The organism is Microbacterium sp. NPDC007973 (assembly GCF_042958465.1).
GTDB classification, from domain to species: Bacteria; Actinomycetota; Actinomycetes; order Actinomycetales; family Microbacteriaceae; genus Microbacterium; species Microbacterium galbum.
Window position 1 is genome coordinate 208,886 of record NZ_JBIBJJ010000003.1, and the last position, 26,587, is coordinate 235,472.

Below are 26,587 nucleotides of genomic sequence, written 5' to 3' on the forward strand. Positions count from 1 at the left end.
ATCGGTGGCGCCCCGCTCGGGGTGAAGCGGACTCAGCCGCGCACGTCGGAGAGCACGTAGCCCTCTTCTCCGTGGACGACGGTGTCGATACCGGCGATCTCGTCCTCGTTCTTCACGCGGAAGCCGATCGTCTTCTCGATCGCGAAGCCGATGACGAAGGCGAGCACGAACGAGTACACGAGCACCGCGAGGGCCGCGATCGCCTGGACGATCAGCTGGTTGAACGAACCGCTGTTGATGAGGCCCGTGCCCGTGGCGAAGATGCCCAGGTACAGGGTTCCGATCAGACCGCCGACGAGGTGGATGCCGACCACGTCGAGCGAGTCGTCGAAGCCGAGCTTGAACTTCAGCTCGATGGCCAGGGCGCAGACGGCACCGGCGAGCAGACCCAGGACGATGGCCCAGAACGGCGTGAGGGCGGCGCAGGCGGGCGTGATGGCGACCAGACCCGCGACGGCACCGGAGGCGGCGCCGACCGAGGTGGGCTTGCCGTCCTTGATCTTCTCGACGATCAGCCAGGCCAGGAGAGCTGCGGCCGGGGCGGCGATGGTGTTGACGAAGGCCAGCGCGGCGGTGCCGTCGGCGGCGAGCTCGGAGCCGGCGTTGAAGCCGAACCAACCGAACCACAGCAGACCGGCGCCCAGCAGCACGAACGGCGGGTTGTGGGGGACGTGGGCGCCCTTCTGGAAGCCGACGCGCTTGCCGAGCACCAGAGCGAGGGCCAGGGCGGCGGCACCGGCGTTGATGTGCACAGCGGTTCCACCGGCGAAGTCGATCGCGCCGACGCCGAAGACGTCCTGCAGACCGTGCGTGATCCAGCCGCCGTACGAGAACGACGCGTCGTCGGCGAGGCCGAAGTTGAACACCCAGCTGGCGACCGGGAAGTACACCACGGTGGCCCAGATGCCGGCGAAGATCATCCACGCGCCGAACTTGGCGCGGTCGGCGATGGCACCCGAGACCAGGGCGACGGTGATGATGGCGAAGGTGGCCTGGAACGCGACGAAGGCGAGCGGCGGGTAGGCCGCGCCCTCGGGCGTCTCGAGGACGCCGGCGAGGCTGAAGTTGCTGGGGTCGATCGCCCACGGGAACTGGGTGGTGCCCTCAGCCGTGGTCGGGAACGCGATCGAGTAGCCGTAGAGCACCCAGAGGACCCCCATGAGGCCCATGGCGCCGAAGCTCATCATCATCATGCTGATGACGCTCTTGGCCTTGACCAAGCCGCCGTAGAAGAACGCGAGTCCTGGCGTCATGAGCAGCACGAGTGCCGCTGCTATCAGGATGAATGCGGTGTTGCCTTGATCCATCTCGGAGGAAACCTCTCTGCAGGGACGCAGGTGTAGCGTCGGGTCCCCTCAGTGTTCCCAGTCGCGGTTACCACCGCCGTCCGCCCCGTGTTTCGCGAAGGTTACAGGCGCGGCCCTCCGGTAAACATCGCGTTTCGCGCCGATGGGAGGCGCCGATGAACCGGGTTCAGGAGTGCGTCAGCGCGACCAGGCGCGACACCGCGCGGAGGTACTTCTTCCGGTAACCCCCGGCGAGCATCTCGTCGCCGAACACCGAGTTGAGCGCGATTCCCGTGGCGCGGATCGGGATCTGGGCGTCGTAGGCGCGGTCGACGAAGGCCACCAGGCGGAGGGCGGCCGACTGGTCGTGCAGCACCTCGACATCGCGCAGACCGATGACGTCGACACCGCCGATCAGGCGGATGAAGCGCGACGGGTGCACCCGAGCCAGGTGCCCGACGAGGTCGGTGAACGCGTCGTCCGAGGCCACCGAGCCGGAGGCCGCGGCATCCAGCGCTGTCCGGTAGTCGTCGTCGGAGAGCACCTTCGCCTCACCGTCGATGGCGCGCTGGCGGAAGTCGGTGCCGTCGATGCGGATCGTGCGGAAGCTGTCGGACATCGACTGGATCTCGCGCAGGAAGTCCTGCGCCGCGAAGCGACCTTCGCCCAACGCGTTCGGCGGGGTGTTGGAGGTCGCGGCGAGTCGGGTTCCGGATGCGACCAGCTCGCCGAGGAGCCGCGTCATGACCATCGTGTCGCCCGGGTCGTCGAGCTCGAACTCGTCGATGCACAGCAGGTCGGAGCCCCGGAACAGCTCCACGGCCTTCGCGTAGCCGAGCACGCCCACGAGGGCGGTGTACTCGATGAAGGAGCCGAAGTACTTCCGGCGGGCGGGCATCGCGTGGTAGATCGACGCGAGGAGGTGCGTCTTGCCGACGCCGAACCCGCCGTCGAGGTAGACGCCGGGCTTGATGGGCGGCGTCTTCTCGGCGCGGCGGAAGAACCCGCCCTTCTTGGCCGGGGCCGACTGCTTGCCCGCGAAGGCCTGAAGCAGCTCCTTGGCCTCCTGCTGCGAGGGGTACGCGTCGTCCGCTCGGTACGACTCGAACGTCGCCCCGTCGAACTGCGGCGGCGGCACCAGTGCGCTCACCATCTCGGCGCCCGTGACCGCGGGCTCGCGATCGATGAGGTGGATGAGGCCGGTCGTCGCGGGCGTAGAGGTCATGGCCGTCCTGTGTCGCAGTCTTACGGGAGGGGTGCGTGCCCCCTGCCGCGGATCTAGGGTCGATGGTGCGGTGTCCACCCTATGCCGCCGTTCCCGCCGCCCTGACAAGAGGAGTTCTCCGTGACCGTCGAGATCGACACCACCTCCCCCAAATTCGCCGAGTACTCCGAGCCCGGCCGACTCGTCACCGGCGAATGGCTGCAGGAGCGTCTCGGGGCGCCGGGGCTCGTCGTGGTGGAGTCCGACGAGGACGTGCTGCTCTACGAGACCGGTCACATCCCCGGGGCGGTGAAGGTCGACTGGCACACCGAGCTCAACGACCCCGTCGTGCGCGACTACGTCGACGGCGAGGGCTTCGCCGAGCTGCTGAGCGCCAAGGGCATCTCCCGCGACGACACCGTCGTGATCTACGGCGACAAGAACAACTGGTGGGCCGCCTACGCCCTCTGGGTGTTCTCGCTGTTCGGCCACGAGGACGTGCGGCTGCTCGACGGCGGCCGCGACAAGTGGATCGCCGAGGGGCGCCCCCTCACCACCGACAAGACCGTCGTCGAGCCCACCGACTACCCGGTCGTCGAGCGCGACGACTCCCTGCTTCGCGCCTACAAGGACGACGTGCTCGCCCACCTCGGCAACCCCCTCATCGATGTGCGCTCCCCCGAGGAGTACTCCGGCGAGCGCACCACGGCCCCCGCCTACCCCGAGGAGGGCGCGCTGCGCGCCGGTCACATCCCGAGCGCGCAGAGCGTGCCGTGGGGCAAGGCCGTCGCCGAGGACGGCGGCTTCAAGTCGCGTGCCGAACTGGATGCCATCTACCGCGACGGTGCGGGCCTGGCCGACGGCGACAAGATCGTGGCGTACTGCCGCATCGGAGAGCGCTCGAGCCACACCTGGTTCGTGCTCAAGCACCTACTCGGCTTCGACGACGTGCGCAACTACGACGGCTCGTGGACCGAGTGGGGCAGCGCGGTGCGCGTGCCGATCGTCGCCGGCGCCGAACCGGGCGAGATCCCGGGTCGCTGACCCCGGCCGCGGTGGGCGTGGGAGGATGACGGTGATGTCCGAAATCGCCCTCCCCGCCCGCCTCGCCGAGATCCGCGAGGAGTTCCTCGAGCTCGACGAGCCCGACCGCCTGCAGCTGCTGCTGGAGTTCTCCCAGGAGCTGCCCGAGGTGCCCGCGGAGTACGCGGGTCACCCGGAGCTCGCGGAACGGGTGGCGGAATGCCAGTCGCCGGTGTTCATCATCGTCACCGTCGATGATGACGACCGTGTCGCGATGCATGCGACGGCGCCCGCCGAGGCGCCGACCACGCGCGGGTTCGCCAGCATCCTCGCGCAGGGGCTGACCGGGTTGAGCGCCGACGAGATGCTCGCCGTGCCCGATGACTTCCCGCAGAGCATCGGTCTCACCCGCGCCGTGAGCCCGCTCCGCATCGCCGGCATGACCGGCATGCTCATGCGTGCCAAGCGCCAGGTGCGCGCCAAGCGCGCCGCCTGAAGCGCTACCCCCTCGGGGTCGAGCCGATCTCGGTGATCCCGCCGGGTTCCGGCATCCGGGATCAGCCCTCTTGGGACAGACCCCGTTCGCGCAGCCATCGCGCGATGGCGTCGGACCAGCGCGTCTCATCGAAGTTCCACAGTTTGGTGTGGCGGGCGGTCGTGAACGTCTCCATCGTGACGAGGTCGGGTCGGGCCGCGGCGAGCGCGTGCGAGGCGTCGGAGGGGACGAAGCCGTCGTCGTCGCTGTGGAGGATGAGCAGGGGATGCCGAAGGCTTCGCGCGCGGGCGACCACGTCGAGCCGATCGAGGGGAATGGGTTCGTCCGCGCCCAGCATTGCCGCGCCCCAGCCGGAGCGGATCGTGGTCTGGGCCAGCGCGATGACCGGCGCGGGCAGACGCATCATGCGTCCCTGGAACGCGAGGACCGTGCGCCAGTCCACGACGGGCGAGTCGAGCACGAGACCGGCGATCACGTCGCCGTGCGGCGACTCGAGGGCGGCCTGCAGGGCGAGGGCACCGCCCATCGACCATCCCATGAGGATGACGCGGCGCGCCCCCTGCCGTCGGGCGTACCCGATCGCGGCATCCAGGTCGCGCCACTCGGTCGCGCCGAGGCCGTAGGTGCCCGAGGGGCTCGTCGGGGCGTCGCCGTCGTTGCGATACGACACGACGAGGCTCGTGATGCCGAGCGCATGGAAGACCGGGACGGCGCGGAGGGTCTCGGCGCGGGTGGTGCCGCGACCGTGCACCTGGATCACCCAGACGTCGGTGGGGGCGGATGCGGGGAACTCCCACGCGGGGCATGGGCCCACTGCGGTCTCGATGTCGACATCGTGGAACGGCAGATGCAGCTGCCCGGGCTGGTCGTAGTACCAGCCGCTGAATGCGGCCTCGGCGGCGAGATCGCCGTCGGCGGCGACGTGGGTGAGCAGCTTGCGGGTGACGCTCGTCTCCTCGCTGCCGACGATGGCGCCGAGGCGCAGGTACTCGGCCGAACCGACGGTGAAGAGTCCGTATCGGCCGGGCAGCGCGGTGTCGGGCGTTCGCGCGAGGGTGATGGTCTGCGCGGCGGCGTCCAGGCGCAGGATGCGGGTGTCGGGGCGACGGCCGGCCGGGCGCACGACGGTGCGGGCGACGCGCAGCGAGACGGCGCTGAGTGCGCCCGCCGAGGCGGCCAGGGCGAGACCCAGGGAGGAGAGGGCGATGCGGAAACCGGTGATGCGGCGCCGCGATGCGCGGGGACCCGCGGCGCGCCTGGGAGCGTTCATCGAGGCCTCACTCTAGTCTGCTGCCGTGAGTGACCATCGCCCGGCGGAGGCCGCCGGACCGTTCGCGCGTGCCGCCGAGGAGGTGCGTGCCACGACGTTCCGTGACGACCTCGTCGTGCGGGAGATCCCCTCCCCGGCGGGTCTGGCGCCCTTCTCGCTCGCCCTCGCCGGTGATGTGCGCCCCGAGGAGCACGCCACCGACTCGCCCTTCGGCACCGGTCGCTTCATCCTCTTGCACGACCCCGAGGAGCCCGAGCCCTGGGGAGGGGCGTGGCGCATCGTCTGCTTCGCCCAGGCGCCGCTCGAGCCGGAGATCGGGGTCGACCCTCTGTTGGCCGACGTCGCCTGGTCGTGGCTCATCGACGCGCTGGACTCGCGCGGAGCCGACCGTCATTCCGAGTCGGGCACCGCCACCAAGACCCTCTCGACCGGGTTCGGCGCTCTCGCCGCCCAGGGTGAGGGGTCGCAGATCGAACTTCGCGCGTCATGGTCGCCGCGCGGTCCCTTCCGCCCGCACCTCGAGGCGTGGGCGGAGCTCGTGTGCATGCTCGCCGGCCTCCCCCCGGGGTCGGAGGGCGTTGCCGTGTTCGGAGCCCGGAGGCCCACGCGTGGTTGAGTACATCGTCATCGAGGATGCTGCGGGCTTCCATGCCGCGTGCGAGGCGCTGGCCGCCGGAACGGGGCCGGTCGCGGTCGACGTCGAGCGGGCCTCGGGCTTCCGCTATTCGCAGCGCGCTTATCTCATCCAGGTGTTCCGCCGGGATGCCGGCGTGTTCCTCTTCGATCCCACGACGATCAACGACTTCTCCCCCCTGCAGGACGCGATCGGCGAGGCGGAGTGGGTCTTCCACGCGGCCAGCCAGGATCTGCCGTCGCTGCGCGAGCGCGGTCTCGAGCCGCCGGTGATCTTCGACACCGAACTCGGTTCGCGCCTGCTCGGCCGCGAGCGGGTGGGTCTCGGCGCCGTCGTCGAGCAGACCCTCGGCATCACGCTCGCCAAGGCGCACTCAGCCGCGGACTGGTCGACGCGCCCCTTGCCGGCATCCTGGCTCGAGTACGCCGGTCTCGACGTCGAGCACCTCATCGACGTGCGGGACGTGCTCGTCGCCGAGCTGGCGGAGCAGGGGAAGACGGAATTCGCGCGGCAGGAGTTCCAGGCCGTGCTCGATCGCGAGCCCAAGCCTCCGCGCGATGATCCGTGGCGCCGGTTGAGCGGCCTGCACACCGTGCGGGGGCGCCGCTCCCTCGCGATCGCCCGGGCATTGTGGCAAGCGCGCGAGGATTACGCCCGCGAGCAGGACGTCGCTCCCGGTCGGCTCGTGCCCGATCGCGCCCTGGTGGCAGCCGTCCTGGCGGATCCTTCGAGCAAGCAGGCGCTCTCGGCGGTCAAGGAGTTCAACGGTCGGGCGAGCCGCACGCAGCTGGACCGCTGGTGGAACGCCATCGTCGCGGGACGCGAGACCACGGACCTCCCCGCCGACCGGATACCCAGCGACACCCTTCCGCCGCCGCGCGCGTGGGCCGACCGCAACCCCGAGGCCGACCGTCGCCTCAAGGCCGCGCGTCCCGCGGTCGAGGCGCGGGCGGAGGAGCTGCGGATGCCGACCGAGAACCTGCTCACCCCCGAGTCGCTGCGCCGTCTGGCATGGGCGCCCCCGGCCGACCTCACGGTCGAGAACGTCGGGGCCGCTCTCGCGGATCTCGGCGCACGCCCGTGGCAGATTGACCAGACTGCACAGGTGATCGTCGATAGCTTTGTAGCTTCCCTCAAACCGGCCGACGAGGCCCCTGGCACGGATTCGTAGGTTCGGACAACCGATTCTGCGCGGTCGAGTGCTCTTCCTAGGCTGGGGTCATCCCAAACTATGGAGGCAGAGTGGCCGAGATGACGGACGTCTTCTTCGTCGACGGAATGCGCACCCCCTTCGGGCGCGCCGGCGAGAAGGGCATGTACTGGAACACCCGCGCCGACGACCTGGTCGTCAAGGCGATCATCGGGTTGATGGAGCGCAACGGCGACGTGCCGAAGGACCGGATCGACGACGTGGCGATCGCCGCGACGTCGCAGACCGGTGACCAGGGGCTGACGCTCGGGCGCACGGCGGCGATCCTCGCGGGTCTGCCCATGACCGTGCCGGGGCTGGCGATCGAGCGTATGTGCGCCGGCGCCATGACGAGCGTGACGACCATGGGCGCCTCGATCGGTGTCGGCATGTACGACCTCGCCCTCGCGGGCGGTGTCGAGCACATGGGACGCCACCCCATCGGCGGCAACGTCGACCCCAACCCCCGCTTCGTGGCCGAGAAGCTCGTCGACCCGGGCGCCCTCAACATGGGCGTCACGGCCGAGCGCATCCACGACCGCTTCCCGCACTTGACCAAGGAGCGCGCCGATCGCTTCGGAGCCGCGAGCCAGCACAAGGTCCAGGCGGCATACGAGGCCGGCAAGATCCAGCCCGATCTCGTGCCGGTGGCGGTGAAGGGTGCCGACGGCGCGTGGGGCCTCGCGACCGAGGACGAGGGGCGTCGCCCCGAGACCACCGTCGAGGGTCTCGCGACGCTGAAGACGCCGTTCCGCCCCCACGGTCGCGTCACGGCGGGAACCTCGTCGCCCCTCACCGACGGGGCGACCATCAGCCTGCTCGCCGGAGCCGACGCGGTGAAGGAGTTCGGCCTCGCGCCCAAGATGCGCATGGTGTCGTTCGCGTTCGCTGGCGTCGAGCCCGAGATCATGGGCATCGGTCCGATCCCCTCGACCGAGAAGGCGCTGAAGAAGGCCGGACTGACGATCGACGACATCGGCCTGTTCGAGCTGAACGAGGCGTTCGCCATCCAGGTGATCTCGCTGCTGGATCACTTCGGCATCGCCGACGACGACCCGCGCGTGAACCCCTGGGGCGGTGCCATCGCCCTGGGCCACCCGCTCGCGGCATCCGGAGTCCGTCTCATGATCCAGCTGGCCGCGCAGTTCGCCGAGCGACCCGACGTGCGCTACGGCCTCACCGCCATGTGCGTGGGGCTGGGCCAGGGCGGCTCGGTCATCTGGGAGAACCCGTTCTTCGACGGAAAGAAGAAGCGCAAGTGACCGACAACATCTCCCGTTCCAACGCAGACATCGACTTCTCGCCCCTCGACGCCCTCGCCGGCGACGAGGTCGTGACCCACTCCCCCGTCCGCGACGTGCGGTTGCCCTCGGGGAACGTGCTCGCGCTGATCACGCTCGACAACGGGCGCGACCACACCCGGCCGAACACGCTGGGTCCGGCGACCCTGGCTGAGCTCGGGCAGACGCTCGAGACGCTGAAGAAGCGCGCCGCCGCCGGCGAGATCCACGCCGTCGCGATCACCGGCAAGCAGTACATCCTCGCCGCCGGTGCCGACCTGTCCGACGTCGCGAAGCTGCCGTCGAAGGAGGTCGCTCGCCTCATCGCGCAGCGCGGACACCAGGTGATCGGCTCGCTGTCGGAGCTGGGCGTGCCCTCGTTCGCGTTCGTGAACGGCCTCGCCCTCGGCGGCGGCCTCGAGATCGCGCTGAACTCGACCTACCGCACGGTCGACGCATCGGCCGCGGCGATCGCGCTGCCCGAGGTGTTCCTCGGGATCATCCCCGGCTGGGGAGGCGCCTACCTGCTGCCGAACCTCATCGGCATCGAGAACGCGCTCGAGGTCGTCATCTCGAACCCGCTCAAGCAGAACCGCATGCTGAAGCCCCAGCAGGCGTTCGACCTCGGGATCATGGATGCCATCTTCCCGGCGGCCAGCTACCTCGAGGACTCGCTGCGATGGGCCGACGGCGTGCTGACCGGCCGCGTGAAAGTCGAGCGCAAGAACGAGCCCGGCAAGCTCGAGCGCCTGACCAAGTGGCCCATCGCGATCAAGATGGCCCGCGGAATGCTCGAGTCGAAGATCGGCACCGTGCCCCGCTCCCCCTACGTCGCGCTCGACCTGCTCGACAAGGCGAAGAGCGGTACGAAGGCCGAGGGCTTCGCCCGCGAGGACGAGGCGCTGGCCGACCTCATCACGGGCGACCAGTTCGCGGCATCCATGTACGCCTTCGACCTCGTCCAGAAGCGCGCGAAGCGTCCGGTCGGGGCCCCCGACAAGGCGCTCGCGAAGAAGGTCACGAAGGTCGGCGTCATCGGCGCGGGTCTCATGGCGTCGCAGTTCGCGCTGCTGTTCGTGCGCAAGCTCCGGGTGCCGGTGATCATCACCGACCTCGATCAGGGACGCGTCGACAAGGGCGTGGCATCCATCCGTGAGGAGATCGGCAAGCTCGAGGCCAAGGGGCGCCTCGACGGCGACACCGCCAACCAGCTGCGCGCGCTCGTGCACGGCACGACCGACCGCAGCGAGTTCGCGGACTGCGACTTCGTGATCGAGGCCGTCTTCGAAGAGGTGGGTGTGAAGCAGGAGGTGTTCTCCGCGATCGAGAAGATCGTCGCAGACGATGCGATCCTCGCCACCAACACCTCGTCGCTCTCGGTCGCCGAGATCGGGTCGGTGCTGCAGAACCCGGAGCGTCTCGTGGGCTTTCACTTCTTCAACCCCGTCGCGGTCATGCCGCTCATCGAGGTCGTGAAGACGGATGCCACCTCCGACGCTGCGCTGTCGACGGCGTTCGTCGTCGCGAAGGGCCTGGGCAAGAACGCGGTGCTGACCGCGGACGCGCCCGGCTTCGTCGTGAACCGACTGCTGGCTAAGGTCATGGGCGAGGCGGCCCGGGCGGTCTACGAGGGAACGCCGATCACGGTCGTCGAGAAGGCGTTCGCGCCGCTCGGCCTGCCGATGGGGCCGTTCCAGCTGATCGACCTCGTCGGCTGGAAGGTCGCCGCGCACGTGCAGGACACCATGGCGCACGCCTTCCCCGACCGGTTCTTCTCGTCGGAGAACTTCCACGAGCTCGCCGCTCTCCCCGAGGTCGTCGAGAAGGACAAGGGCGGTCGCGTGACCGGCTGGACCAAGGCCGCGCAGAAGGTGCTCGTCACCGGGAAGACGCCCGTCGCGCCCGAGACGATCCTCGCCCGCGTGCAGGACGGCCTCGCGCAGGAGATCAAGATCATGCTCGACGAGGGCGTGGTCCCCGAGGTGCAGGACATCGACCTGTGCCTCATCCTCGGCGCCGGCTGGCCGTTCATCGACGGCGGAGCCTCGCCCTACCTCGACCGCGAGGGGGCGTCGGAGCGCGCCTTCGGCGACACGTTCCACCACCCGCCGATCCGCGGCATCGGGGGCTGAGGCTCCCCCTCACGACGGCGTCGTCCCTCGGGGGCGGCGCCGTCGTCGTTCGTGCGGCCGTCACGAAGACAGGCTGAGCGACGAGGACAGTCTGCTGTGGTTTTAGCCTGTCTCCGTCGCCTTCCCTATTCTTGAGGCTGCGCGGGTGTGCGCGGCGCGCCCGCGGTACGACCACGGGAACAGGCTGAGCGGCGAGGACAGCACGTTGGTCGCCGTCTTGGCCTGTTCTTGGTGCATTGCCCTGTTCTCGTGACGGCGAAGATCCCGCCGGCAGACGCGGAACAGGCCGGGATATCGGCATCCCGGCCCATTCGCGGTCGCTCACGCGCCTACGGGCGCGACTTCTCCCACTCCTCGATCGTCGGGATCGAGCCGGTGGGAGTCTGGCGGGCCATGGGAATGCGAGTGCCGAGCACCTGTGCCACGACGTCGTGGGCGATCTTCGACGCCGTGAGACCGGCATCCTCGAGGATCTGCTCGCGCGTGGCGTGATCGATGAATTCATCGGGGATGCCGAGCTCGTCGACCGCCGTGTCGACTCCGGCCTCGCGCAGCACCTGACGGACCCGCGTGCCGACACCGCCCACGCGGATGCCGTCCTCGATGGTGATGACCAGACGGTGCTCCCGCGCCAGGTCGACGATCGACGGCTGCACGGGGATGGCCCAGCGCGGGTCGATCACGGTGGCGCCGATGCCCTGCGCCTTGAGCCGTTCCGCGACCTCGAGGGCCAGGTGCACCATCGGGCCGATGCCGACCAGGAGGACATCTTCACCCGAACCGCGACTGAGCACGTCGACTCCGTCATGCAGGCGCTCGATCGCCTCCACGTCGTCGTTGACCTTGCCCTTGGGGTAACGCACGACAGTGGGGGCGTCCTCGACCGCGGTGGCCTCGCGGAACACCTCGCGCAGACGGGCGGCGTCGCGCGGGGCCGCGATTCGGATACCGGGAACCAGCTGCAGCATCGCGAGATCCCAGATGCCGTGATGGCTGGGGCCGTCGGGGCCGGTCACGCCGGCGCGGTCCAGGACGAAGGTGACGCCGGCCTTGTGCAGCGCGACATCCATCATCACCTGGTCGAACGCGCGGTTCATGAAGGTGGCGTAGATGGCGACGACGGGGTGCAGCCCGCCGAAGGCGAGGCCGGCGGCGGATGCCACGGCGTGCTGTTCGGCGATGCCGACGTCGTACACCCGCTCGGGGAAGCGCTCGGCGAACTTCTGCAGGCCGGTGGGGCGCAGCATCGCCGCCGTCATGGCGATCACGTCATCGCGTTCGGCACCGACCGTGACGAGCTCCTCGGCGAAGACATCGGTCCACTGCACCCCGCCACCGGAACCGAGTGCTTCGCCCGTGATCGGATCGATCTTGCCCACCGCGTGGAACTGGTCGGCCTCGTCGCTCATGGCGGGCGCGTAGCCGCTGCCCTTGTCGGTGATGGCGTGGACGATGACGGGGGCACCGTACGACTTCGCCAGTTCGAGCGTCTCGATGAGCGACTCGAAGTCGTGCCCGTCGATCGGGCCGAGGTATTTGATGTCGAGGTTGCTGTAGAGCGCTTCGTTGTTGGTGAAGCGCGAAAGGAAGCCGTGAGTGCCCCCACGGACGCCGCGATAGACGGCGCGGGCAGCCGGACCCAGTCGGCGGAAGAGCGTATCGGAACCGCGGTGCAGGGTGCGGTACGCCTCGTTCGTGCGGACACGGTTGAGGTAGCGCGCCATCCCGCCGATGGTCGGGGCGTACGAGCGTCCGTTGTCATTGACGACGATGACGAGGTTGCGGTCGTTGTCGTCGCTGATGTTGTTCAGCGCCTCCCACGTCATGCCGCCGGTGAGGGCACCGTCGCCCACGACGGCGATGACGTGGCGATCGCGGCGGCCGGTGCGGCTGAACGCCCGAGAGACGCCGTCGGCCCAGCTCAGCGAACTGGAAGCGTGCGACGACTCCACCACGTCGTGCTCGCTCTCGGAGCGCTGGGGGTAGCCGGCGAGTCCCCCGCGCGAGCGGAGGTTCTCGAAGTCCTGGCGCCCGGTGAGGATCTTGTGCACATAGGACTGGTGTCCGGTGTCGAAGATGATGGGGTCCGCGGGCGAGTCGAACACCTTGTGCAGGGCGATCGTGAGCTCGACGACGCCGAGGTTCGGACCGAGGTGCCCGCCGGTGCGGGCGACGTTCTCGACGAGGAAGGATCGGACCTCGGCGGCGAGCTGACGCAGCTCGTCGGGGTTCAGGCTGTCGAGGTCACGGGGGCCGTGGATGCCGGGTAGGAGAGCCATGTGACTCCTCTCGTGCGGGGCGCGCAGGGGTCTGCGCGTCTGTCGATTCTAGTCTCGGGGGGTGCGGAGGGCCCGGCAACGGCTTGCCGATCGCGCTCCGGTAGTGTCCGCCTACGCGGGCGCAGGGACGACACCGCGAGAGCCGCGGTGTCGCCCCGACGGTCAGTCCATCCACCCCCGCAGCGTGGACTGAAGGCGCCAGATCACGTTGTACAGATTCAGCGGGGCTTCATCGATGGGCCGCCAGGGCTGACCGACGTGGGCGGTCCACTCCGGGATGCGGCCGCAGCAGAGACGGTGGCCCGTCAGGCGGAAGACGGCGTTGGCGAATGATCTGCGCACAGAGGTGTCCCCTCGTTCGTCGCCGGCCCCGGACGGGGCTGGCGTAGGCAGATCGTCATCCGTCGAATCTACCCGAGAGGAAAACGAAGGTGCCCCGGGAGCGCGAGGCTCCCGGGGCACCTGACGGGTGTCGCTCAGACGAGCGAGCGCAGCACGTACTGCAGGATGCCGCCGTTGCGGTAGTAGTCGGCCTCACCGGGGGTGTCGATGCGGACCACGGCGTCGAACGTGACGGTCTGCTTGCCCTCGGGCGAGAACTCGCTCGGTTCGGCGGTGACCTTCACCGTCTTGGGCGTGACGCCCTCGTTGAGCTGCTCGATGCCCTCGATCGAGACGATCTCGGTGCCGTCGAGGCCCAGCGACTTCCAGCTCTCCCCCGCGGGGAACTGCAGCGGCACGACGCCCATGCCGATGAGGTTCGATCGGTGGATCCGCTCGAAGCTCTCGGTGATGACGGCCTTGACGCCGAGCAGGTTCGTGCCCTTGGCCGCCCAGTCGCGCGACGAGCCCGAGCCGTACTCCTTGCCGCCGAAGATCACCAGCGGGGTGCCCTGCGCCTGGTAGTTCTGGCTCGCGTCGTAGATGAACGACTGCGGGCCGCCGGGCTGCGTGAAGTCGCGGGTGTAGCCGCCCTCGATGACCGCGCCGTCGTTGACCGCCGCCGTGAGCTCGTTCTTCAAGCGGATGTTCGCGAACGTGCCGCGGATCATGACCTCGTGGTTTCCGCGGCGCGAGCCGTAGGAGTTGAAGTCCTTCTGTGCGACGCCGTGCTCGGTCAGGTACTGCGCGGCGGGCGTGCCCGCCTTAATGTTGCCGGCCGGGCTGATGTGGTCGGTCGTCACCGAGTCGCCGAGGGTCGCCATGACCCGCGCGCCGGTGATGTCGGCGACCGGCGAGGGCTCCATCGACATGCCGTCGAAGTAGGGGGCCTTGCGCACGTAGGTGGAGTCGGCATCCCATTCGAAGACGGGGCCGGTGGGCGTGGGCAGGTTCTTCCAGCGCTCGTCGCCCTCGAAGACGGTGGCGTACTGCTGGATGAACTGTTCGCGCGAGATCGACGCGTCGATGATGGTCTGCACCTGGTCGGGTGCGGGCCAGATGTCCTTCAGGAAGACGTCGTCGCCGTTCTGGTCCTTGCCGAGGGCGTCGGTCTCGAAGTCGAAGTTCATCGAGCCGGCGAGGGCGTAGGCCACGACCAGCGGCGGAGAGGCCAGGTAGTTCATCTTCACGTCGGGGCTGATGCGACCCTCGAAGTTGCGGTTGCCCGAGAGGACGGCGGTGACGGCGAGGTCGTTCTCGTTGATCGCCTCGGAGACCTCCTCGATGAGGGGGCCCGAGTTGCCGATGCAGATCGTGCATCCGTAGCCGACGGTGTAGAAGTCGAGACCCTCGAGCGCCTTGTCGAGACCGGACTTCTCGTAGTAGTCGGTGACGACCTTCGAGCCGGGGCCGAGCGTCGTCTTGACCCACGGCTTGCGCTTCAGACCCTTGTCGACGGCGTTCTTGGCGAGCAGACCCGCCGCGATCATGACCGAGGGGTTCGAGGTGTTCGTGCACGAGGTGATGGCCGCGAGCGTGACGGCACCGTTGTCGAGCAGGTACGACTGCCCGTCGGGCGTGGTGACCTTGACGGGGTTCGACGCGTTCGCGGGGTGGCCCGACGAGATGAGCACCTCGCTCTCGGTGACCTCCTCGTGCTCCTCACCGGGGACCGAGCCCGGGTCGGATGCCGGGAACGTGCCGTCGACCTCGAGGTCGACGATCGAGTCGGAGACCGACGTGCCGGCGTAGTTGAGGATGTCCTTCTCGAACTGGTTCTTGGCCTCGGAGAGCAGGATGCGGTCCTGGGGACGCTTGGGTCCGGCGATCGAGGGGACGACGGTTCCGAGGTCGAGCTCCATGTACTCGCTGAAGACGAGCTCGCGGGCCGGGTCGTGCCAGAGCTTCTGCTCCTTGGCGTACGCCTCGACGAGGGCGACGGTCTGCTCGTCGCGACCGGTGAGGCGCAGGTAGTCGAGCGTGACGTCGTCGATGGGGAACATCGCCGCGGTCGAGCCGAACTCGGGGCTCATGTTGCCGATGGTGGCACGGTTGGCGAGCGGCACCGAAGCGACGCCCTCGCCGTAGAACTCGACGAACTTGCCGACCACGCCGTGCTGGCGCAGCATGTCGGTGATCGTCAGCACGACGTCGGTCGCGGTGACGCCCGCGGGAATCTCGCCGCTGAGCTTGAAGCCGACGACGCGCGGGATGAGCATGGAGACGGGCTGGCCGAGCATGGCCGCCTCGGCCTCGATGCCGCCGACGCCCCAGCCGAGCACGCCCAGGCCGTTGACCATCGTGGTGTGCGAGTCGGTGCCGACGCAGGTGTCGGGGTAGGCGCGCAGCACGCCGTCGACCGAGCGGTCGTAGATGACCTTGGCCAGGTGCTCGATGTTGACCTGGTGGACGATGCCCGTTCCCGGGGGGACGACCTTGAAGTCGTCGAAGGCCGTCTGGCCCCAGCGGAGGAACTGGTACCGCTCGCCGTTGCGCTCGTACTCGATCTCGACGTTGCGCTCGAGGGCGTTCTCGCTGCCGAAGAGGTCGGCGATGACCGAGTGGTCGATGACCATCTCGGCGGGCGAGAGCGGGTTGATCTTGTTCGGGTCGCCGCCGAGAGCGGTGACGGCCTCGCGCATGGTGGCGAGGTCGACGATGCACGGGACGCCGGTGAAGTCCTGCATCACGACGCGGGCGGGCGTGAACTGGATCTCGGTGTCGGGGTCGGCCGTGGGCACCCACGAGCCGAGCGCCTCGATCTGCTCCTTGGTGACGTTGGCACCGTCCTCCGTGCGGAGCAGGTTCTCCAGCAGCACCTTCAAGCTGAAGGGGAGCTTCTCGTGACCGGCGACCGTGTCGATCCGGAAGATCTCGTAGTCGGTGCTGCCGACCGTCAGGGTGCTCTTTGCACCGAAGCTGTCAACCGTGGACACGATCGTCTCCTTCGTCGGCGAATGCGCAGGCGTCGGCCCGCATTTCTCCATCTTCCCCGCGCTGCGCAGCCGATTCCAGGAAGGTCGGCCTAACCGATCGGGGGGACGGATTTATCTTGATGTCAAGATAATATCAGGACTCGCGGCGTGGCGAGAGAGATCGGACCACGAGCCACGTCACGGCCAGCATCGGCGCGAAGAGCGGTAGGCCCATGACGATCTTCAGCGTCCCGAGCGCGGTCACGTCGCCCGCGAAGTAGAGCGGGAGCTGAACCGCGAGGCGCGCGGCGAAGAGGGCCGCCCACGCCAGCGAGAGCCACGTGTAGGCGCGCTTCTTGCGCCGGTCGGAGCGCCAGCGCGTCCCCTCGCCCAGCAGGTATCCCGCGGCGAGGCCGATGAGCGGCCATCCGACGAGCGCCGAGACGAGGAACGCCGTGCCGTAGGCGCCGTTGGTGAAGAAGCCCAGCACGAAGTTGTCCTGCCCGCGACCGGTGACGAGGGCCAGGACGGCGGCTCCGACGGTGGCGAGCAGTCCGCCGATCGCGGCGCTCGGGGGCGACTTCGCGATCAGCCGGGCGAGGGTGAAGACCACGGCGAGCCCGACGGAGACGCCGAGGCTCAGCCACAGGTTGCCCTGTCGCGTCTCGGGGTCGATCGTGACGGTGAAGAGCACGACGAACGCCAGCGACGGCAGCACCGACTCCAGGATGCCGCGCCACCCGCCCATCGCGGACCACACCGCCGCTCCCGTACTGGCGTGCGCCGCGGGATCGAGGCCGGCGCGCCGCGCGGCGTTGCCGAGGGCTGCTCCCATGCTGTCGGCGGCGGACGGTGGCTGCAGCGGCACGCGGTCGGAGTCCGACGTCGAGCGCGAGGACTCCTCGCTCATGCGGTCGCGGGGCTCGACGGCATCCGCAGGGGGATCAGGTCGCGCGGCGGCATCGGCGACGTTCCCCGGACGACGACGATCGAGCGGAAGAGGTCTTCGACCGCGGCGGCGGCCTCGACGTCGCTCGTCGCTGCTCCCCCGACCACTCCGCGCAGGAACCAGCGCGGGCCGTCGACGCCGACGAAGCGCGCGAGACGCTTCCCCGCGCCGTCCGCTCCCGCCATGACCGGGACCTCGGCGAGCAGTTCGGGACCCAGGGGGCCTTCGCGCTCCTCGACGCGTCCGCCCTGCTGCTTGACCTGCTGGCGGATCTGCTCGCGCGTCTCCTCCCACAGCCCGCTCGAGCGCGGAGCGGCGAAGGGCTGCACCTGCAGGGTCGAGTCGGCGTAGTCGAGCCCCACGGCGACGATGCGCTTGGTCTGCTCCTCCACCTCGAGACGCAGGTTCAGGCCCTCGCGCGGAAGGATCTTGATGCCACCCAGGTCGATGTAGGGGCGGACGGGGTTCGCTTCGGCTTCGTCGAAGGGTCCCGCGCTGTCGCGGTCGACCGGGGCGCTCTTCGCGGGCGGAGCCAGCTCGGTGCCGGGCCCCGTGGTCTCGGACCCTTCGGGCATGGGGGTGGTCTGCGACTCGTCGGTCATCGGGTGCTCCCTTGCAGGCTCTGGTATCCGCTCGATCCGAAACCGCCTTCGCCGCGCACGCTCTCGGGGAGTTCGTCGACGGGGACGAAGCGCACGGGCGGGACGGGCATCACGATGAGCTGGGCGATGCGGTCTCCGACCGCGATGTCGTAGGCCTCGTCGAGGTCGGTGTTCAGCAGCGCGACCTTGATCTCGCCGCGGTATCCGGCGTCGATCGTTCCGGGCGCGTTGACGATGGTGATGCCGTGCTTGGCGGCCAGACCGCTGCGCGGAACCACGAAGGCGGCGTAGCCCTCGGGAAGGGCTATGCGAACACCGGTGCCCACGAGGGCGCGGCGTCCGGGCTCGAGACGAACCGCCTCGGCGGCGGTCAGGTCGGCGCCGGCGTCGCCGGGGTGGGCGAAGACCGGGGGCTCGGATGCGACAATTGGGACGTCCACCGTTTCGGTCACCCCACGAGGGTAATGCAGAAGAGGGGGTGCGGCATCCGCACCGCAGCCGAGTATCGAGAGCGTCTGAGCCCGTCGCTGTGGGCGCTCGTCGCCGCCGCCGTGTGCGGTCCCATGGCCGCCGTCGTCTTCTCGCCGCTCGACACGACTCTGGCGCTGTTCATCGGCCTCATCGTGTCGGTGGCGATCGTGGTCGGTCTCCTCGCGATCTCACCCGTCGTCGAGGTGCGCGACGGCGAGTTGCGCGCCGGCCGCGCGCACATCCCGGTGGAGTTCCTGGGCGTTCCCGCCGGCGTCGTCGCCGAGGAGGCCCGCACGGCCCGTGGGAGTGGTCTCGACCATCGGGCCTGGCATGTCATCCGGGGCGGGATCGACGGCATCGTCACGGTTCCCGTGACCGATCCCGACGACCCGACCCCGTCGTGGGTGGTGTCCACCCGCACGCCGGATCGCCTCGTCGCGGCGATCCAGCGTGCTCAGCTCAGGCTGCGCACTCCAGGCAGATGAAGCCGGGGCCGCTCTCCTCTGCGATCTGAGAGCGGTGCTTCACGAGGAAGCAGTTCATGCAGGTGAACTCGTCCTCCTGCGGGGGCAGGACGACGACATCGAGCTCGATGTCGGAGAGGTCGGCGCCGGGCAGTTCGAAGCCCGAGGGGTTGTCGGCATCCTCGTTGTCGATCGACCCCGACGCCTTGTCGGGCACGCGCTCCTTGAGGGCCTCGATCGACTCGCTGTCGTCCTCGGTCTTGCGCGGTGCGTCGTAATCGGTTGCCATGCGTGCGGGTCTCTACTTCCGGTTTTCGTGGTGCTGTGCCCCATCGGGTGCCCGATCGGGCGGCCATAGTTTGCATGACACGTCTGCGATAAGCAAATGCTCGCGGGCGCGCCTGCGTGTCGGGCGAGACGGGAAACTCGCGGCGCGCCCCGGATATTCCCGGAACCGGGCGACGCGCATGTCAGCATGGGCGCTGACCGCAGATCGGAGGGGTGTTTCGCATGGAACAGCTCAAAGTCATCGGAACCGAAGATGACGTCCTCGTCGTGGCGACGCAATCGGGTGAACGCTTCGCTTTGGCGCTCGACGAGGTGCTGCGCGCCGAGGCTCGCCGCGCGCGCCGGGACCGTGAAGACGACGACCGCGCCCCGCGTCCCAGCCCCCGCGAGATCCAGGCGCACATCCGGGCGGGTCTGTCGGCGCGCGAGGTGGCGACGCTTCTGAACGCCCGCGTCGAGGACGTGGAGCGCTTCGAGGGGCCGGTGCTCGCCGAGCGCGAGCATGTCGTGGCGCAGGCCCTCGCGGTCCCCGTCCTGCTGGGCGGCACCCTCGAGCACGACGCCCCCATCACCTTCGGAGCAGCGGTGCGGGCCAAGCTCGCCGAGGCCGGGGCTTCGGCCGAGCGATGGACCAGCTGGAAGGAGGGCTCCGGCTGGATGGTCAAGCTGGAGTTCACCGCCAACGGGATCGAGCACGACGCGCGGTGGGGCTTCGAGCCGCGCCGCAGTAGCCTTTCCCCGCAGAATGCCGATGCGATCCAGCTGTCCCGCCAGGGGTCCCTGCCGGAAGGCCTCATCCCGCGTCTGCGCGCCCTCGACAACGTGGCGAAGGACGACTCCCGCTTCGACAGCGGCGCATTCGGTCCCCGGCGCCTCGACATCGACGACGAACCCGGCGTCGAAGCGACCGGACCGGTGGCCCCGGCGGTTCAGGCGGCCGCCATCAAACGCGCCCCCGACGCCCCGGTGGCCTCGTCCGAGACCGCCGATCTGCTCGAGGCCCTCCGTCGACGCCGCGGACAGCGCGAGCCTCTGCCCGGGACGTCGGATGTCGAGCCCGAGCCGCGGCCCGCGTCGCCGCCGGTCGCCCTCTTCGATGCCGTCGAGCCGGGCTACGTCGAGGACTCCGTCGACGACACCGTCGAACCGGAACGCCCTCAGCCCGACACGGTACGACGCGCCAAGGGTCGCCCGTCCATGCCGTCGTGGGACGAGATCGTCTTCGGCGCACGCACCGACGAGAGCTGAGGGCGCCGGGCCTCAGGCGAAAGCGCCCAGGCGGAGCAGCGGCACCGTGCGCTCCTCGTCGGTGAGGGAGCCGTGCTGGCCGATCATGCGCTGCGGTCGCTTGTCGACCTCGCGGTCGTCGTAATACGCGAAGCGCCCGCGCGCCGCCACGACGACGTCACCGATGCGCTCGCGCACCTCGTCGTCGACGGGACCGAAGAGACCGGCCGCGATCGCCTCGTCGCGCGTCAGCACCCACGCCCGCGCGGCCTCGTCGCTCTTCCAGCGCGAGGCCATGGCATCCGCCCGTCCATCGTGGGCGTAGAGATGGAGCATTCGCGGCTCGCCGCCGAGCAGGGCGACGTCGTCGAGGAGGGGATCCCCGTCGCGCAGCAGGACGTGCTTGTGAGCGGGCACGTCGACCATCCCGTGATCCGCCGTGACGATGACACCGGTGCGGGGGCCGATCGACTCCGCGAGGTGGCGGGCCGCCGCGTCGACGCGTTCGAGCGCGTCGGTCCACCGCTCGGACTCCCAGCCGTCGCGGTGACCGGCGGTGTCGAGCTCGGGCGCGTACAGGTACGTGATGGACCCCGGATGCCGCGAGGCCAGATCGGCCGCCAGCCGCACGCGCTCGTCGAGGTCGTCGGAGGGGAAGAAGGACGCGCCGCGGAGGGTGGCTTCGGTGAAGCCGGTACCCGTGTAGCTCGTGCGCGACACGACGAAGGCCTCCCGGCCGGCCGCCGCGTGCGTCTCGAACAACGGCGTCCGACGCTGCCACAGATGCGGGTCGAGGCCGTCGGTCTCCCAGCCGTGCAATTGATTCGGCGCCAGGTCGGTCCCGGGGATGCGCACGCGATACCCCACGATCCCGTGGGCGCCGGGGGCGGTTCCGGTCAGCAGGCTCGTCAGCGCGGCGGCGGTGGTCGACGGGAAGACGGTGCGGGCGACGTCGCGGCGCCCGCCCACCGAACCGAGGAACCGCGCGTGACCGCGTCGCGCCGCGAGGTTGTGGGCGCCGAGGCCGTCGATCACGAAGACGATCGCGCTCTGGGCGGGCGCGAACCACTCCGACGAGCCGGACAGTGCGGCGATCGACTGCTCCACCACACCGGTGAGGCTCCGGGAGCGCGGCGGGTCCGCCGGTAGGCTGAGTGACATCGGAGCAAGTCTTCCACACGGCTCCCGACCCCGTCCCGACCGGACGCCCGCCCGACCCGAGGCCGTTGATATGCCCGTTTCCCGTTCTTCCTCGCCCGCGACGGGCTCCCCCGTGACCGAGCGCATCGAAGACGTCGATGTCTCGACCGAGATGCAGGGCTCGTTCCTCGAGTACGCCTACTCGGTCATCTACTCGCGTGCCCTGCCCGACGCCCGCGACGGGCTGAAGCCCGTGCAGCGTCGCATCCTCTACCAGATGGCCGAGATGGGGCTGCGCCCCGACCGCGGCCACGTCAAGAGCGCGCGCGTCGTCGGCGAGGTGATGGGAAAGCTCCACCCGCACGGTGACGCGCCCATCTACGACGCCCTCGTGCGCCTGGCGCAGTACTTCTCGCTGCGCGTCCCCCTGGTCGACGGGCACGGCAACTTCGGCTCGCTCGACGACGGCCCGGCGGCACCCCGCTACACCGAGGCGCGCCTCGCTCCCCCGGCCCTCGCCCTCACCGAGAATCTCGACGAAGACGTCGTCGATTTCATCCCCAACTACGACGGACAGTTCCAGCAGCCCGAGGTGCTCCCGGCGGCCTTCCCCAATCTGCTCGTGAACGGTGCGACGGGCATCGCGGTCGGCATGGCGACCAACATGGCGCCGCACAACCTCATCGAGGTGGTCGCCGCGGCGACCCACCTGCTGCAGAATCCGGATGCCACGGTCGAGGAGCTCATGGAGTTCGTCCCGGGACCCGACCTCCCCTCGGGCGGCATCATCGTCGGTCTCGACGGCATCAAGGACGCCTACACGAACGGCCGCGGCACGTTCCGCACGCGGGCGAAAGCGTCGATCGAGTCGCTGGGGCCGCGCCGCACGGGAATCGTGATCACGGAGCTGCCGTACCTCGTCGGCCCCGAGCGCGTGATCGAGAAGATCAAAGACGCCGTGCAGGCGAAGAAGCTCGCCGGCATCGCCGATGTCACCGACCTGACCGACCGCAACAACGGACTCCGGCTCGTCATCGGCATCAAGACCGGCTTCGACCCCAAGGCCGTCCTCGAGCAGCTCTACCGGCTCACCCCCCTCGAGGACTCGTTCGGCATCAACAACGTCGCGCTCGTCGACGGGCAACCGCAGACGCTCGGCCTTCGCGACATGCTGCGCGTCTACATCGACCACCGCATCCGCGTCGTCACGCGTCGCAGCGAGTATCGCCTCGCGCGCAAGCGCGAACGTCTGCACCTCGTCGAGGGACTGCTCATCGCGATCCTCGACATCGACGAGGTCATCCAGGTCATCCGCTCCTCCGACGACGGCGAGCAGGCCCGTACCAAGCTGCAGGAGGTCTTCGACCTCTCGCATCCGCAGGCCGAGTACATCCTCGAGCTGCGCCTGCGGCGCCTCACGAAGTTCTCGCGCATCGAACTCGAGGCGGAGCGCGACCAGTTGCACGCCGAGATCGCCCAGCTCGTCGAACTGCTCGGAAGCGAGACGCTCCTGCGCCAGCAGGTCGCGAAGGAACTGGATGCCGCGGCCGAGGCGTACGGAACCCCTCGCCGCACCATGCTGCTCAACGGTGGACCGGTGCAGCCCCGATCCGCGCGGGCCGCGGCCGCCGCCGACCTGCAGATCGCCGACGCCCCCTGCCGGGTGTACCTGTCGGCCACCGGGCGCATGGTGCGCGCCGAGCTCGTCGCCGACGCGCCGGGAGGAGGGGTGATCGCTCCGACGCGACGGTCGAAGCACGACGCCGTCCGCTCGGCCGTCGACACCACGACACGCGGTGACATCGGCGCCGTCACCTCGGCCGGCCGCCTCGTGCGGTTCTCCCCCGTCGATCTGCCCTCCGTTCCGGCCAACTCGGTGCACCTCAGCGCCGGCACGAAGGTCGAGCAGTACCTGGCCCTCGCCAAGGGCGAGACCCTCGTCGCCCTCGTGCCCCTCGTCGACGCACCGACGATCGCGCTCGGCACCGCGCAGGGCGTGGTCAAGCGCGTCGCCGCGACCGAGCTCGGCACGAAGGACGAGATCGAGATCATCTCGCTGCGCGACGGCGACCAGGTGGTGGGGGCCGCACCGGCGGGTGACAACGCCGAGCTGGTGTTCGTCGCGAGCGATGCGCAGCTCCTGCGCTTCGATGCCTCCTCCGTACGACCGCAGGGGCGATCCGCGGGCGGGATGGCCGGCATCCGTCTCTCCGATGGCGCGCGCGTGATCGCTTTCGCGGTCGTCGGCGCCTCGGCCTTCGACGCGGTCGTCGTGACGGTCGCAGGGTCGTCGGCGGCCCTGCCCGGGACGGACGCCGGTACGGCCAAGGTGTCGGCGTTCACGGAGTTCCCCGCGAAGGGTCGGGCCACGGGCGGCGTGCGCGCGCAACGCCTGCTGCGCGGAGAAGACGCCCTCACCCTGGCCTGGGTCGGGACGGACCCCCGGGCCGTGGGCTCGGACGGCTCCGTCCGGGCGTTGCCGGAGTGCGGAGCCAAGCGCGACGCGTCGGGTCAGCCTCTCGAGGCCGCCGTCGGCGCGATCGGCACCGTGGTCCGCTGAGTCGGGCCGGGCGCGGGTCGCCCGTGCCGGCACCGCGTGCACGAACGCGAGGGTCTCCGGGGAAACGCCGGGTCCGCTGTCGGATCCCCGGCGCGGCGTCCTGGGTGCCCGCCGTTGTGCACGCCTCGCGGGCCGGCGCCCGCTGGTGTGCGCACCTCGCGCGTCCGCGCCGCGCGGCCTCGAGAGCCGCGGCCGGCCTCTCACCGGAGGTACCGGGACCGCGGGCTCAGCTCCGCGAGTCGGTCTCGACGCGGGCCGGTACAGCTGGTCGACCCGCCACGGACTCAGACGTCGATGCGTTCCCGCGCCAACCGGTCGCTGGAGTCGATGATGAACTCGCGACGCGGCGCGACGTCGCTGCCCATGAGCAGGTCGAACACGGAGGCCGCGGCCTCCATGTCCTGCACGCGCACGCGACGGAGGGTGCGCCCGCCGCGGTCCATGGTGGTCGTGGCGAGCTGGTCGGCATCCATCTCGCCGAGACCCTTGTAGCGCTGCACGGGCTCCTGCCAGCGCTTGTTGGAGCGCTTGAGCCTCGTGAGCAGGGCATGCAGCTCTTGCTCGCTGTAGGTGTAGATGGTCTCGTTCGGCTTGGTCCCGGGATTCATCACCACGACACGGTGCAGCGGCGGGACGGCGGCGAAGACGCGCCCCTCTTCGACGAGCGGTCGCATGTAGCGGAAGAACAGCGTCAGCAGCAGGGTGCGGATGTGGGCCCCGTCGACGTCGGCGTCGCTCATCAGGATGATCTTGCCGTAGCGGGCGGCGTCGAGGTCGAAGGAACGGCCGGAGCCCGCACCGATCACCTGGATGATCGAGGCGCACTCGGCGTTGGACAGCATGTCGCTGATCGACGCCTTCTGCGTGTTGAGGATCTTGCCGCGGATCGGCAGCAGCGCCTGGTATTCGCTGTTGCGGGCGAGCTTGGCGGTCCCGAGCGCGGAATCGCCCTCGACGATGAACAGCTCCGAATCGGTGACGTCGTTGGAACGGCAGTCCACCAGTTTGGCCGGCAGCGACGAGGACTCGAGGGCGTTCTTGCGCCGCTGGGTCTCTTTGTGGGTGCGCGCCGAGATGCGCGCCTTCATCTCGGAGACGATCTTCTCGAGCAGCTGCGCGGTCTGCGCCTTGTCGTCGCGCTTGGTCGAGGCGAACAACGCCGCCAGCTCCTTCTGCACGACGGACGCCACGATCTGGCGCACGGCAGGAGTGCCGAGGACCTCTTTGGTCTGGCCTTCGAATTGCGGCTCCGGCAGCCGAACGGTCAGGACCGCGGAGAGTCCGGCGAGGATGTCGTCCTTCTCGATCTTGTCGTTTCCGACCTTGAGCTTGCGGGCGTTCTGTTCGACCTGCGAGCGCAGGACCTTCATCAGACCCTGCTCGAAGCCCTGCTGATGCGTGCCGCCCTTGGGCGTGGCGATGATGTTGACGAACGACCGGACCGTCGTGTCGTACCCGGTCCCCCACCGCACGGCGATGTCGACCTCGCACTCGCGCTGCACCTCGGTGGGGATCATCGACCCGCCCGGCTGCAGGACGGGCACGGTCTCGGTGAACGTCCCCGTTCCCGTGAGGCGCCAGGTGTCGGTCACGGCCGCGTCGGGGGCGAGGAAGTCGGCGAACTCGGAAATGCCGCCGTCGAAGCGGTAGCTCGTCTCGACGCGCTCCTCGCCACGGTCGTCGAGGACGACGATCTCGAGCCCCGGCACCAGGAACGCCGTCTGACGCACGCGCTGGACGAGCTCGTCGTGGCCGAAGGCGGCATCCTTCGTGAAGATCTGCCGATCCGCCCAGTAGCGGATGCGCGTGCCGGTGACGCCCCGGGCGGCCTTGCCGACCACGCGCAGCTCGCTGCTGCGCTCGAAGGGCGTGAAGGGCGCGTCGGGTCCGTCGCCCGCGAACAGGCCGGGCTCGCCGCGATGGAACGACATGGCGTAGGTCTTGCCCGAGCGGTCGACCTCGACGTCGAGGCGCTCGGAGAGGGCGTTGACGACCGACGCGCCCACGCCGTGCAGACCACCGGATGCCGCGTACGAACCGCCGCCGAACTTGCCACCCGCGTGCAGCTTCGTGAAGACGACCTCGACACCGGTGAGTCCCGTGCGCGGTTCGACGTCGACGGGGATGCCGCGCGCGCGGTCGCGCACCTCGACACTGCCGTCCGCGTGCAGCACGATGTCGATGCGCGTCCCGTGGCCGGCGAGGGCCTCGTCGACGGAGTTGTCGATGATCTCCCACAGGCAGTGCATGAGGCCGCGGGAGTCGGTCGAGCCGATGTACATTCCGGGGCGCTTGCGCACGGCTTCGAGGCCCTCGAGGACCTGCAGGTGGTGGGCGGAGTACTCGGACGTCACGGTTTTCAGCGTAATCGGGGCCACCGACATCGCCTGCCAGACACACAGCGGGGTCGGGCCACCGTACGCGCACAGCGAAATGTGATCAAGCCGCGGCATAGGGGAAACATCCGCGTGGTTATATGTGTGGACTCGCCCACGATCACCTGAGGAGGGCACCCGAGATGACCACCACGACCGCACCCGACGCGTCTGTTCTCGACCACCGCCTGACGGCGGCGGATCGCTGCGACTCCTGCGGCGCTCAGGCCTACATCGCCGCCGAGGTGAACGGCAGCGAACTGTTGTTCTGCGCGCACCACGGCCGCAAGTACGAAGAGAAGCTCCGCAGCGTCGCCACCTCCTGGCACGACGAGACGGCGCGCCTCAACGCCGCCGACTGACACACCGTCCGAACGGGCCTCGTGCCGTCTCCCTCGGGAGCCGGTCCGGGGCCCGTCCCG

23 protein-coding genes are annotated in these 26,587 nt (G+C 69.6%); 10 read left to right on the forward strand and 13 right to left on the reverse strand.

Features of this window, described 5'->3' with window-relative positions; translation table 11 throughout:
* Positions 1 to 32: 32 nt before the first annotated feature.
* Entirely contained in the window at positions 33 to 1,307 is a 1,275-nt protein-coding gene (locus ACFZA2_RS09910) for an ammonium transporter (protein WP_315995720.1), read from the reverse strand.
* 166 nt (positions 1,308 to 1,473) lie between these two features.
* Positions 1,474 to 2,511 (reverse strand): cell division protein ZapE, encoded by a 1,038-nt coding sequence (gene zapE, locus ACFZA2_RS09915; protein ID WP_391403901.1) that lies wholly within the window; start codon positions 2,509 to 2,511, stop codon positions 1,474 to 1,476.
* Positions 2,512 to 2,631: 120 nt separating this feature from the next.
* On the opposite strand from zapE, the gene ACFZA2_RS09920 reads away from it, so the two are divergent.
* Both ACFZA2_RS09920 and ACFZA2_RS09925 read left to right on the forward strand, forming a co-directional pair.
* On the forward strand, positions 2,632 to 3,534 hold the full coding sequence (locus tag ACFZA2_RS09920; protein ID WP_391403904.1) for a sulfurtransferase: 903 nt from the start codon (positions 2,632 to 2,634) through the stop codon (positions 3,532 to 3,534).
* 34 nt (positions 3,535 to 3,568) lie between these two features.
* Entirely contained in the window at positions 3,569 to 4,009 is a 441-nt protein-coding gene (locus tag ACFZA2_RS09925; protein ID WP_391403907.1) for a SufE family protein, read from the forward strand.
* 61 nt (positions 4,010 to 4,070) lie between these two features.
* Here ACFZA2_RS09925 and ACFZA2_RS09930 read toward each other — a convergent pair whose 3' ends face one another.
* A complete protein-coding gene (locus ACFZA2_RS09930; protein ID WP_391403910.1) occupies positions 4,071 to 5,279 on the reverse strand; it encodes an alpha/beta hydrolase family protein in 1,209 nt (402 codons plus the stop codon).
* Between the two features lie 25 nt (positions 5,280 to 5,304).
* On the opposite strand from ACFZA2_RS09930, the gene ACFZA2_RS09935 reads away from it, so the two are divergent.
* The 4 genes from ACFZA2_RS09935 (at position 5,305) to ACFZA2_RS09950 (ending at position 10,514) form a co-directional block, all read left to right on the forward strand.
* Positions 5,305 to 5,895, forward strand: a complete 591-nt coding sequence (locus ACFZA2_RS09935; RefSeq protein WP_315995715.1) for a DUF3000 domain-containing protein — start codon at positions 5,305 to 5,307, stop codon at positions 5,893 to 5,895.
* Positions 5,888 to 7,084 (forward strand): ribonuclease D, encoded by a 1,197-nt coding sequence (locus ACFZA2_RS09940; RefSeq protein WP_391403914.1) that lies wholly within the window; start codon positions 5,888 to 5,890, stop codon positions 7,082 to 7,084. Before ACFZA2_RS09935 ends, ACFZA2_RS09940 begins: the two co-directional genes overlap by 8 nt.
* A gap of 71 nt (positions 7,085 to 7,155) precedes the next feature.
* On the forward strand, positions 7,156 to 8,364 hold the full coding sequence (locus ACFZA2_RS09945) for a thiolase family protein (RefSeq protein WP_391403917.1): 1,209 nt from the start codon (positions 7,156 to 7,158) through the stop codon (positions 8,362 to 8,364).
* Positions 8,361 to 10,514, forward strand: coding sequence for a 3-hydroxyacyl-CoA dehydrogenase NAD-binding domain-containing protein (locus ACFZA2_RS09950; RefSeq protein WP_391403920.1), 2,154 nt, complete (start codon positions 8,361 to 8,363; stop codon positions 10,512 to 10,514). Before ACFZA2_RS09945 ends, ACFZA2_RS09950 begins: the two co-directional genes overlap by 4 nt.
* A 102-nt stretch (positions 10,515 to 10,616) precedes the next feature.
* On the opposite strand, the gene ACFZA2_RS09955 is transcribed toward ACFZA2_RS09950, so the two are convergent.
* From ACFZA2_RS09955 to dut, 7 genes are all read right to left on the reverse strand, one after another.
* Positions 10,617 to 10,751 carry a hypothetical protein gene (locus tag ACFZA2_RS09955; protein ID WP_391403923.1) on the reverse strand — a complete coding sequence of 45 codons (135 nt, stop codon included), beginning with the start codon at positions 10,749 to 10,751 and terminating at the stop codon, positions 10,617 to 10,619.
* 92 nt (positions 10,752 to 10,843) lie between these two features.
* Entirely contained in the window at positions 10,844 to 12,793 is a 1,950-nt protein-coding gene (gene dxs, locus ACFZA2_RS09960; protein WP_315995711.1) for a 1-deoxy-D-xylulose-5-phosphate synthase, read from the reverse strand.
* Positions 12,794 to 12,955: 162 nt separating this feature from the next.
* Positions 12,956 to 13,135 (reverse strand): hypothetical protein, encoded by a 180-nt coding sequence (locus ACFZA2_RS09965; RefSeq protein WP_391403927.1) that lies wholly within the window; start codon positions 13,133 to 13,135, stop codon positions 12,956 to 12,958.
* Positions 13,136 to 13,269: 134 nt separating this feature from the next.
* The gene (gene acnA / locus ACFZA2_RS09970; protein WP_391403930.1) at positions 13,270 to 16,110 is read right to left on the reverse strand and encodes an aconitate hydratase AcnA; all 2,841 of its coding nucleotides are present in this window, start codon (positions 16,108 to 16,110) and stop codon (positions 13,270 to 13,272) included.
* 133 nt (positions 16,111 to 16,243) lie between these two features.
* Positions 16,244 to 16,999, reverse strand: coding sequence for a DUF3159 domain-containing protein (locus tag ACFZA2_RS09975; RefSeq protein ID WP_315995708.1), 756 nt, complete (start codon positions 16,997 to 16,999; stop codon positions 16,244 to 16,246).
* Entirely contained in the window at positions 16,996 to 17,613 is a 618-nt protein-coding gene (locus ACFZA2_RS09980) for a DUF3710 domain-containing protein (protein WP_391405276.1), read from the reverse strand. Before ACFZA2_RS09980 ends, ACFZA2_RS09975 begins: the two co-directional genes overlap by 4 nt.
* 23 nt (positions 17,614 to 17,636) lie before the next feature.
* The gene (dut, locus tag ACFZA2_RS09985) at positions 17,637 to 18,092 is read right to left on the reverse strand and encodes a dUTP diphosphatase (protein WP_391403934.1); all 456 of its coding nucleotides are present in this window, start codon (positions 18,090 to 18,092) and stop codon (positions 17,637 to 17,639) included.
* Positions 18,093 to 18,104: 12 nt separating this feature from the next.
* Here dut and ACFZA2_RS09990 point away from each other — a divergent pair, with 12 nt between their 5' ends.
* A complete protein-coding gene (locus ACFZA2_RS09990) occupies positions 18,105 to 18,596 on the forward strand; it encodes a DUF3093 domain-containing protein (protein WP_391403937.1) in 492 nt (163 codons plus the stop codon).
* Here the strand turns inward: ACFZA2_RS09990 and ACFZA2_RS09995 are convergent.
* Positions 18,571 to 18,864, reverse strand: coding sequence for a DUF4193 domain-containing protein (locus ACFZA2_RS09995; protein WP_056231545.1), 294 nt, complete (start codon positions 18,862 to 18,864; stop codon positions 18,571 to 18,573). The genes ACFZA2_RS09990 and ACFZA2_RS09995 overlap by 26 nt on opposite strands.
* Before the next feature lie 221 nt (positions 18,865 to 19,085).
* Here ACFZA2_RS09995 and sepH point away from each other — a divergent pair, with 221 nt between their 5' ends.
* A complete protein-coding gene (sepH, locus tag ACFZA2_RS10000) occupies positions 19,086 to 20,111 on the forward strand; it encodes a septation protein SepH (protein WP_315995704.1) in 1,026 nt (341 codons plus the stop codon).
* A 12-nt stretch (positions 20,112 to 20,123) separates the two neighbouring features.
* Here sepH and ACFZA2_RS10005 read toward each other — a convergent pair whose 3' ends face one another.
* Complete coding sequence (locus tag ACFZA2_RS10005; protein ID WP_391403942.1) at positions 20,124 to 21,251, reverse strand: alkaline phosphatase family protein; 1,128 nt, start codon at positions 21,249 to 21,251, stop codon at positions 20,124 to 20,126.
* A 70-nt stretch (positions 21,252 to 21,321) separates the two neighbouring features.
* Here ACFZA2_RS10005 and ACFZA2_RS10010 point away from each other — a divergent pair, with 70 nt between their 5' ends.
* Positions 21,322 to 23,790, forward strand: a complete 2,469-nt coding sequence (locus ACFZA2_RS10010) for a DNA topoisomerase (ATP-hydrolyzing) subunit A (RefSeq protein WP_391403945.1) — start codon at positions 21,322 to 21,324, stop codon at positions 23,788 to 23,790.
* Positions 23,791 to 24,074: 284 nt separating this feature from the next.
* Here ACFZA2_RS10010 and ACFZA2_RS10015 read toward each other — a convergent pair whose 3' ends face one another.
* Positions 24,075 to 26,174 (reverse strand): type IIA DNA topoisomerase subunit B, encoded by a 2,100-nt coding sequence (locus tag ACFZA2_RS10015; protein WP_391403947.1) that lies wholly within the window; start codon positions 26,172 to 26,174, stop codon positions 24,075 to 24,077.
* 134 nt (positions 26,175 to 26,308) lie between these two features.
* Between ACFZA2_RS10015 and ACFZA2_RS10020 the strand changes: the two genes are divergently transcribed.
* A complete protein-coding gene (locus ACFZA2_RS10020) occupies positions 26,309 to 26,527 on the forward strand; it encodes a hypothetical protein (protein WP_076675603.1) in 219 nt (72 codons plus the stop codon).
* Positions 26,528 to 26,587: the final 60 nt, after the last annotated feature.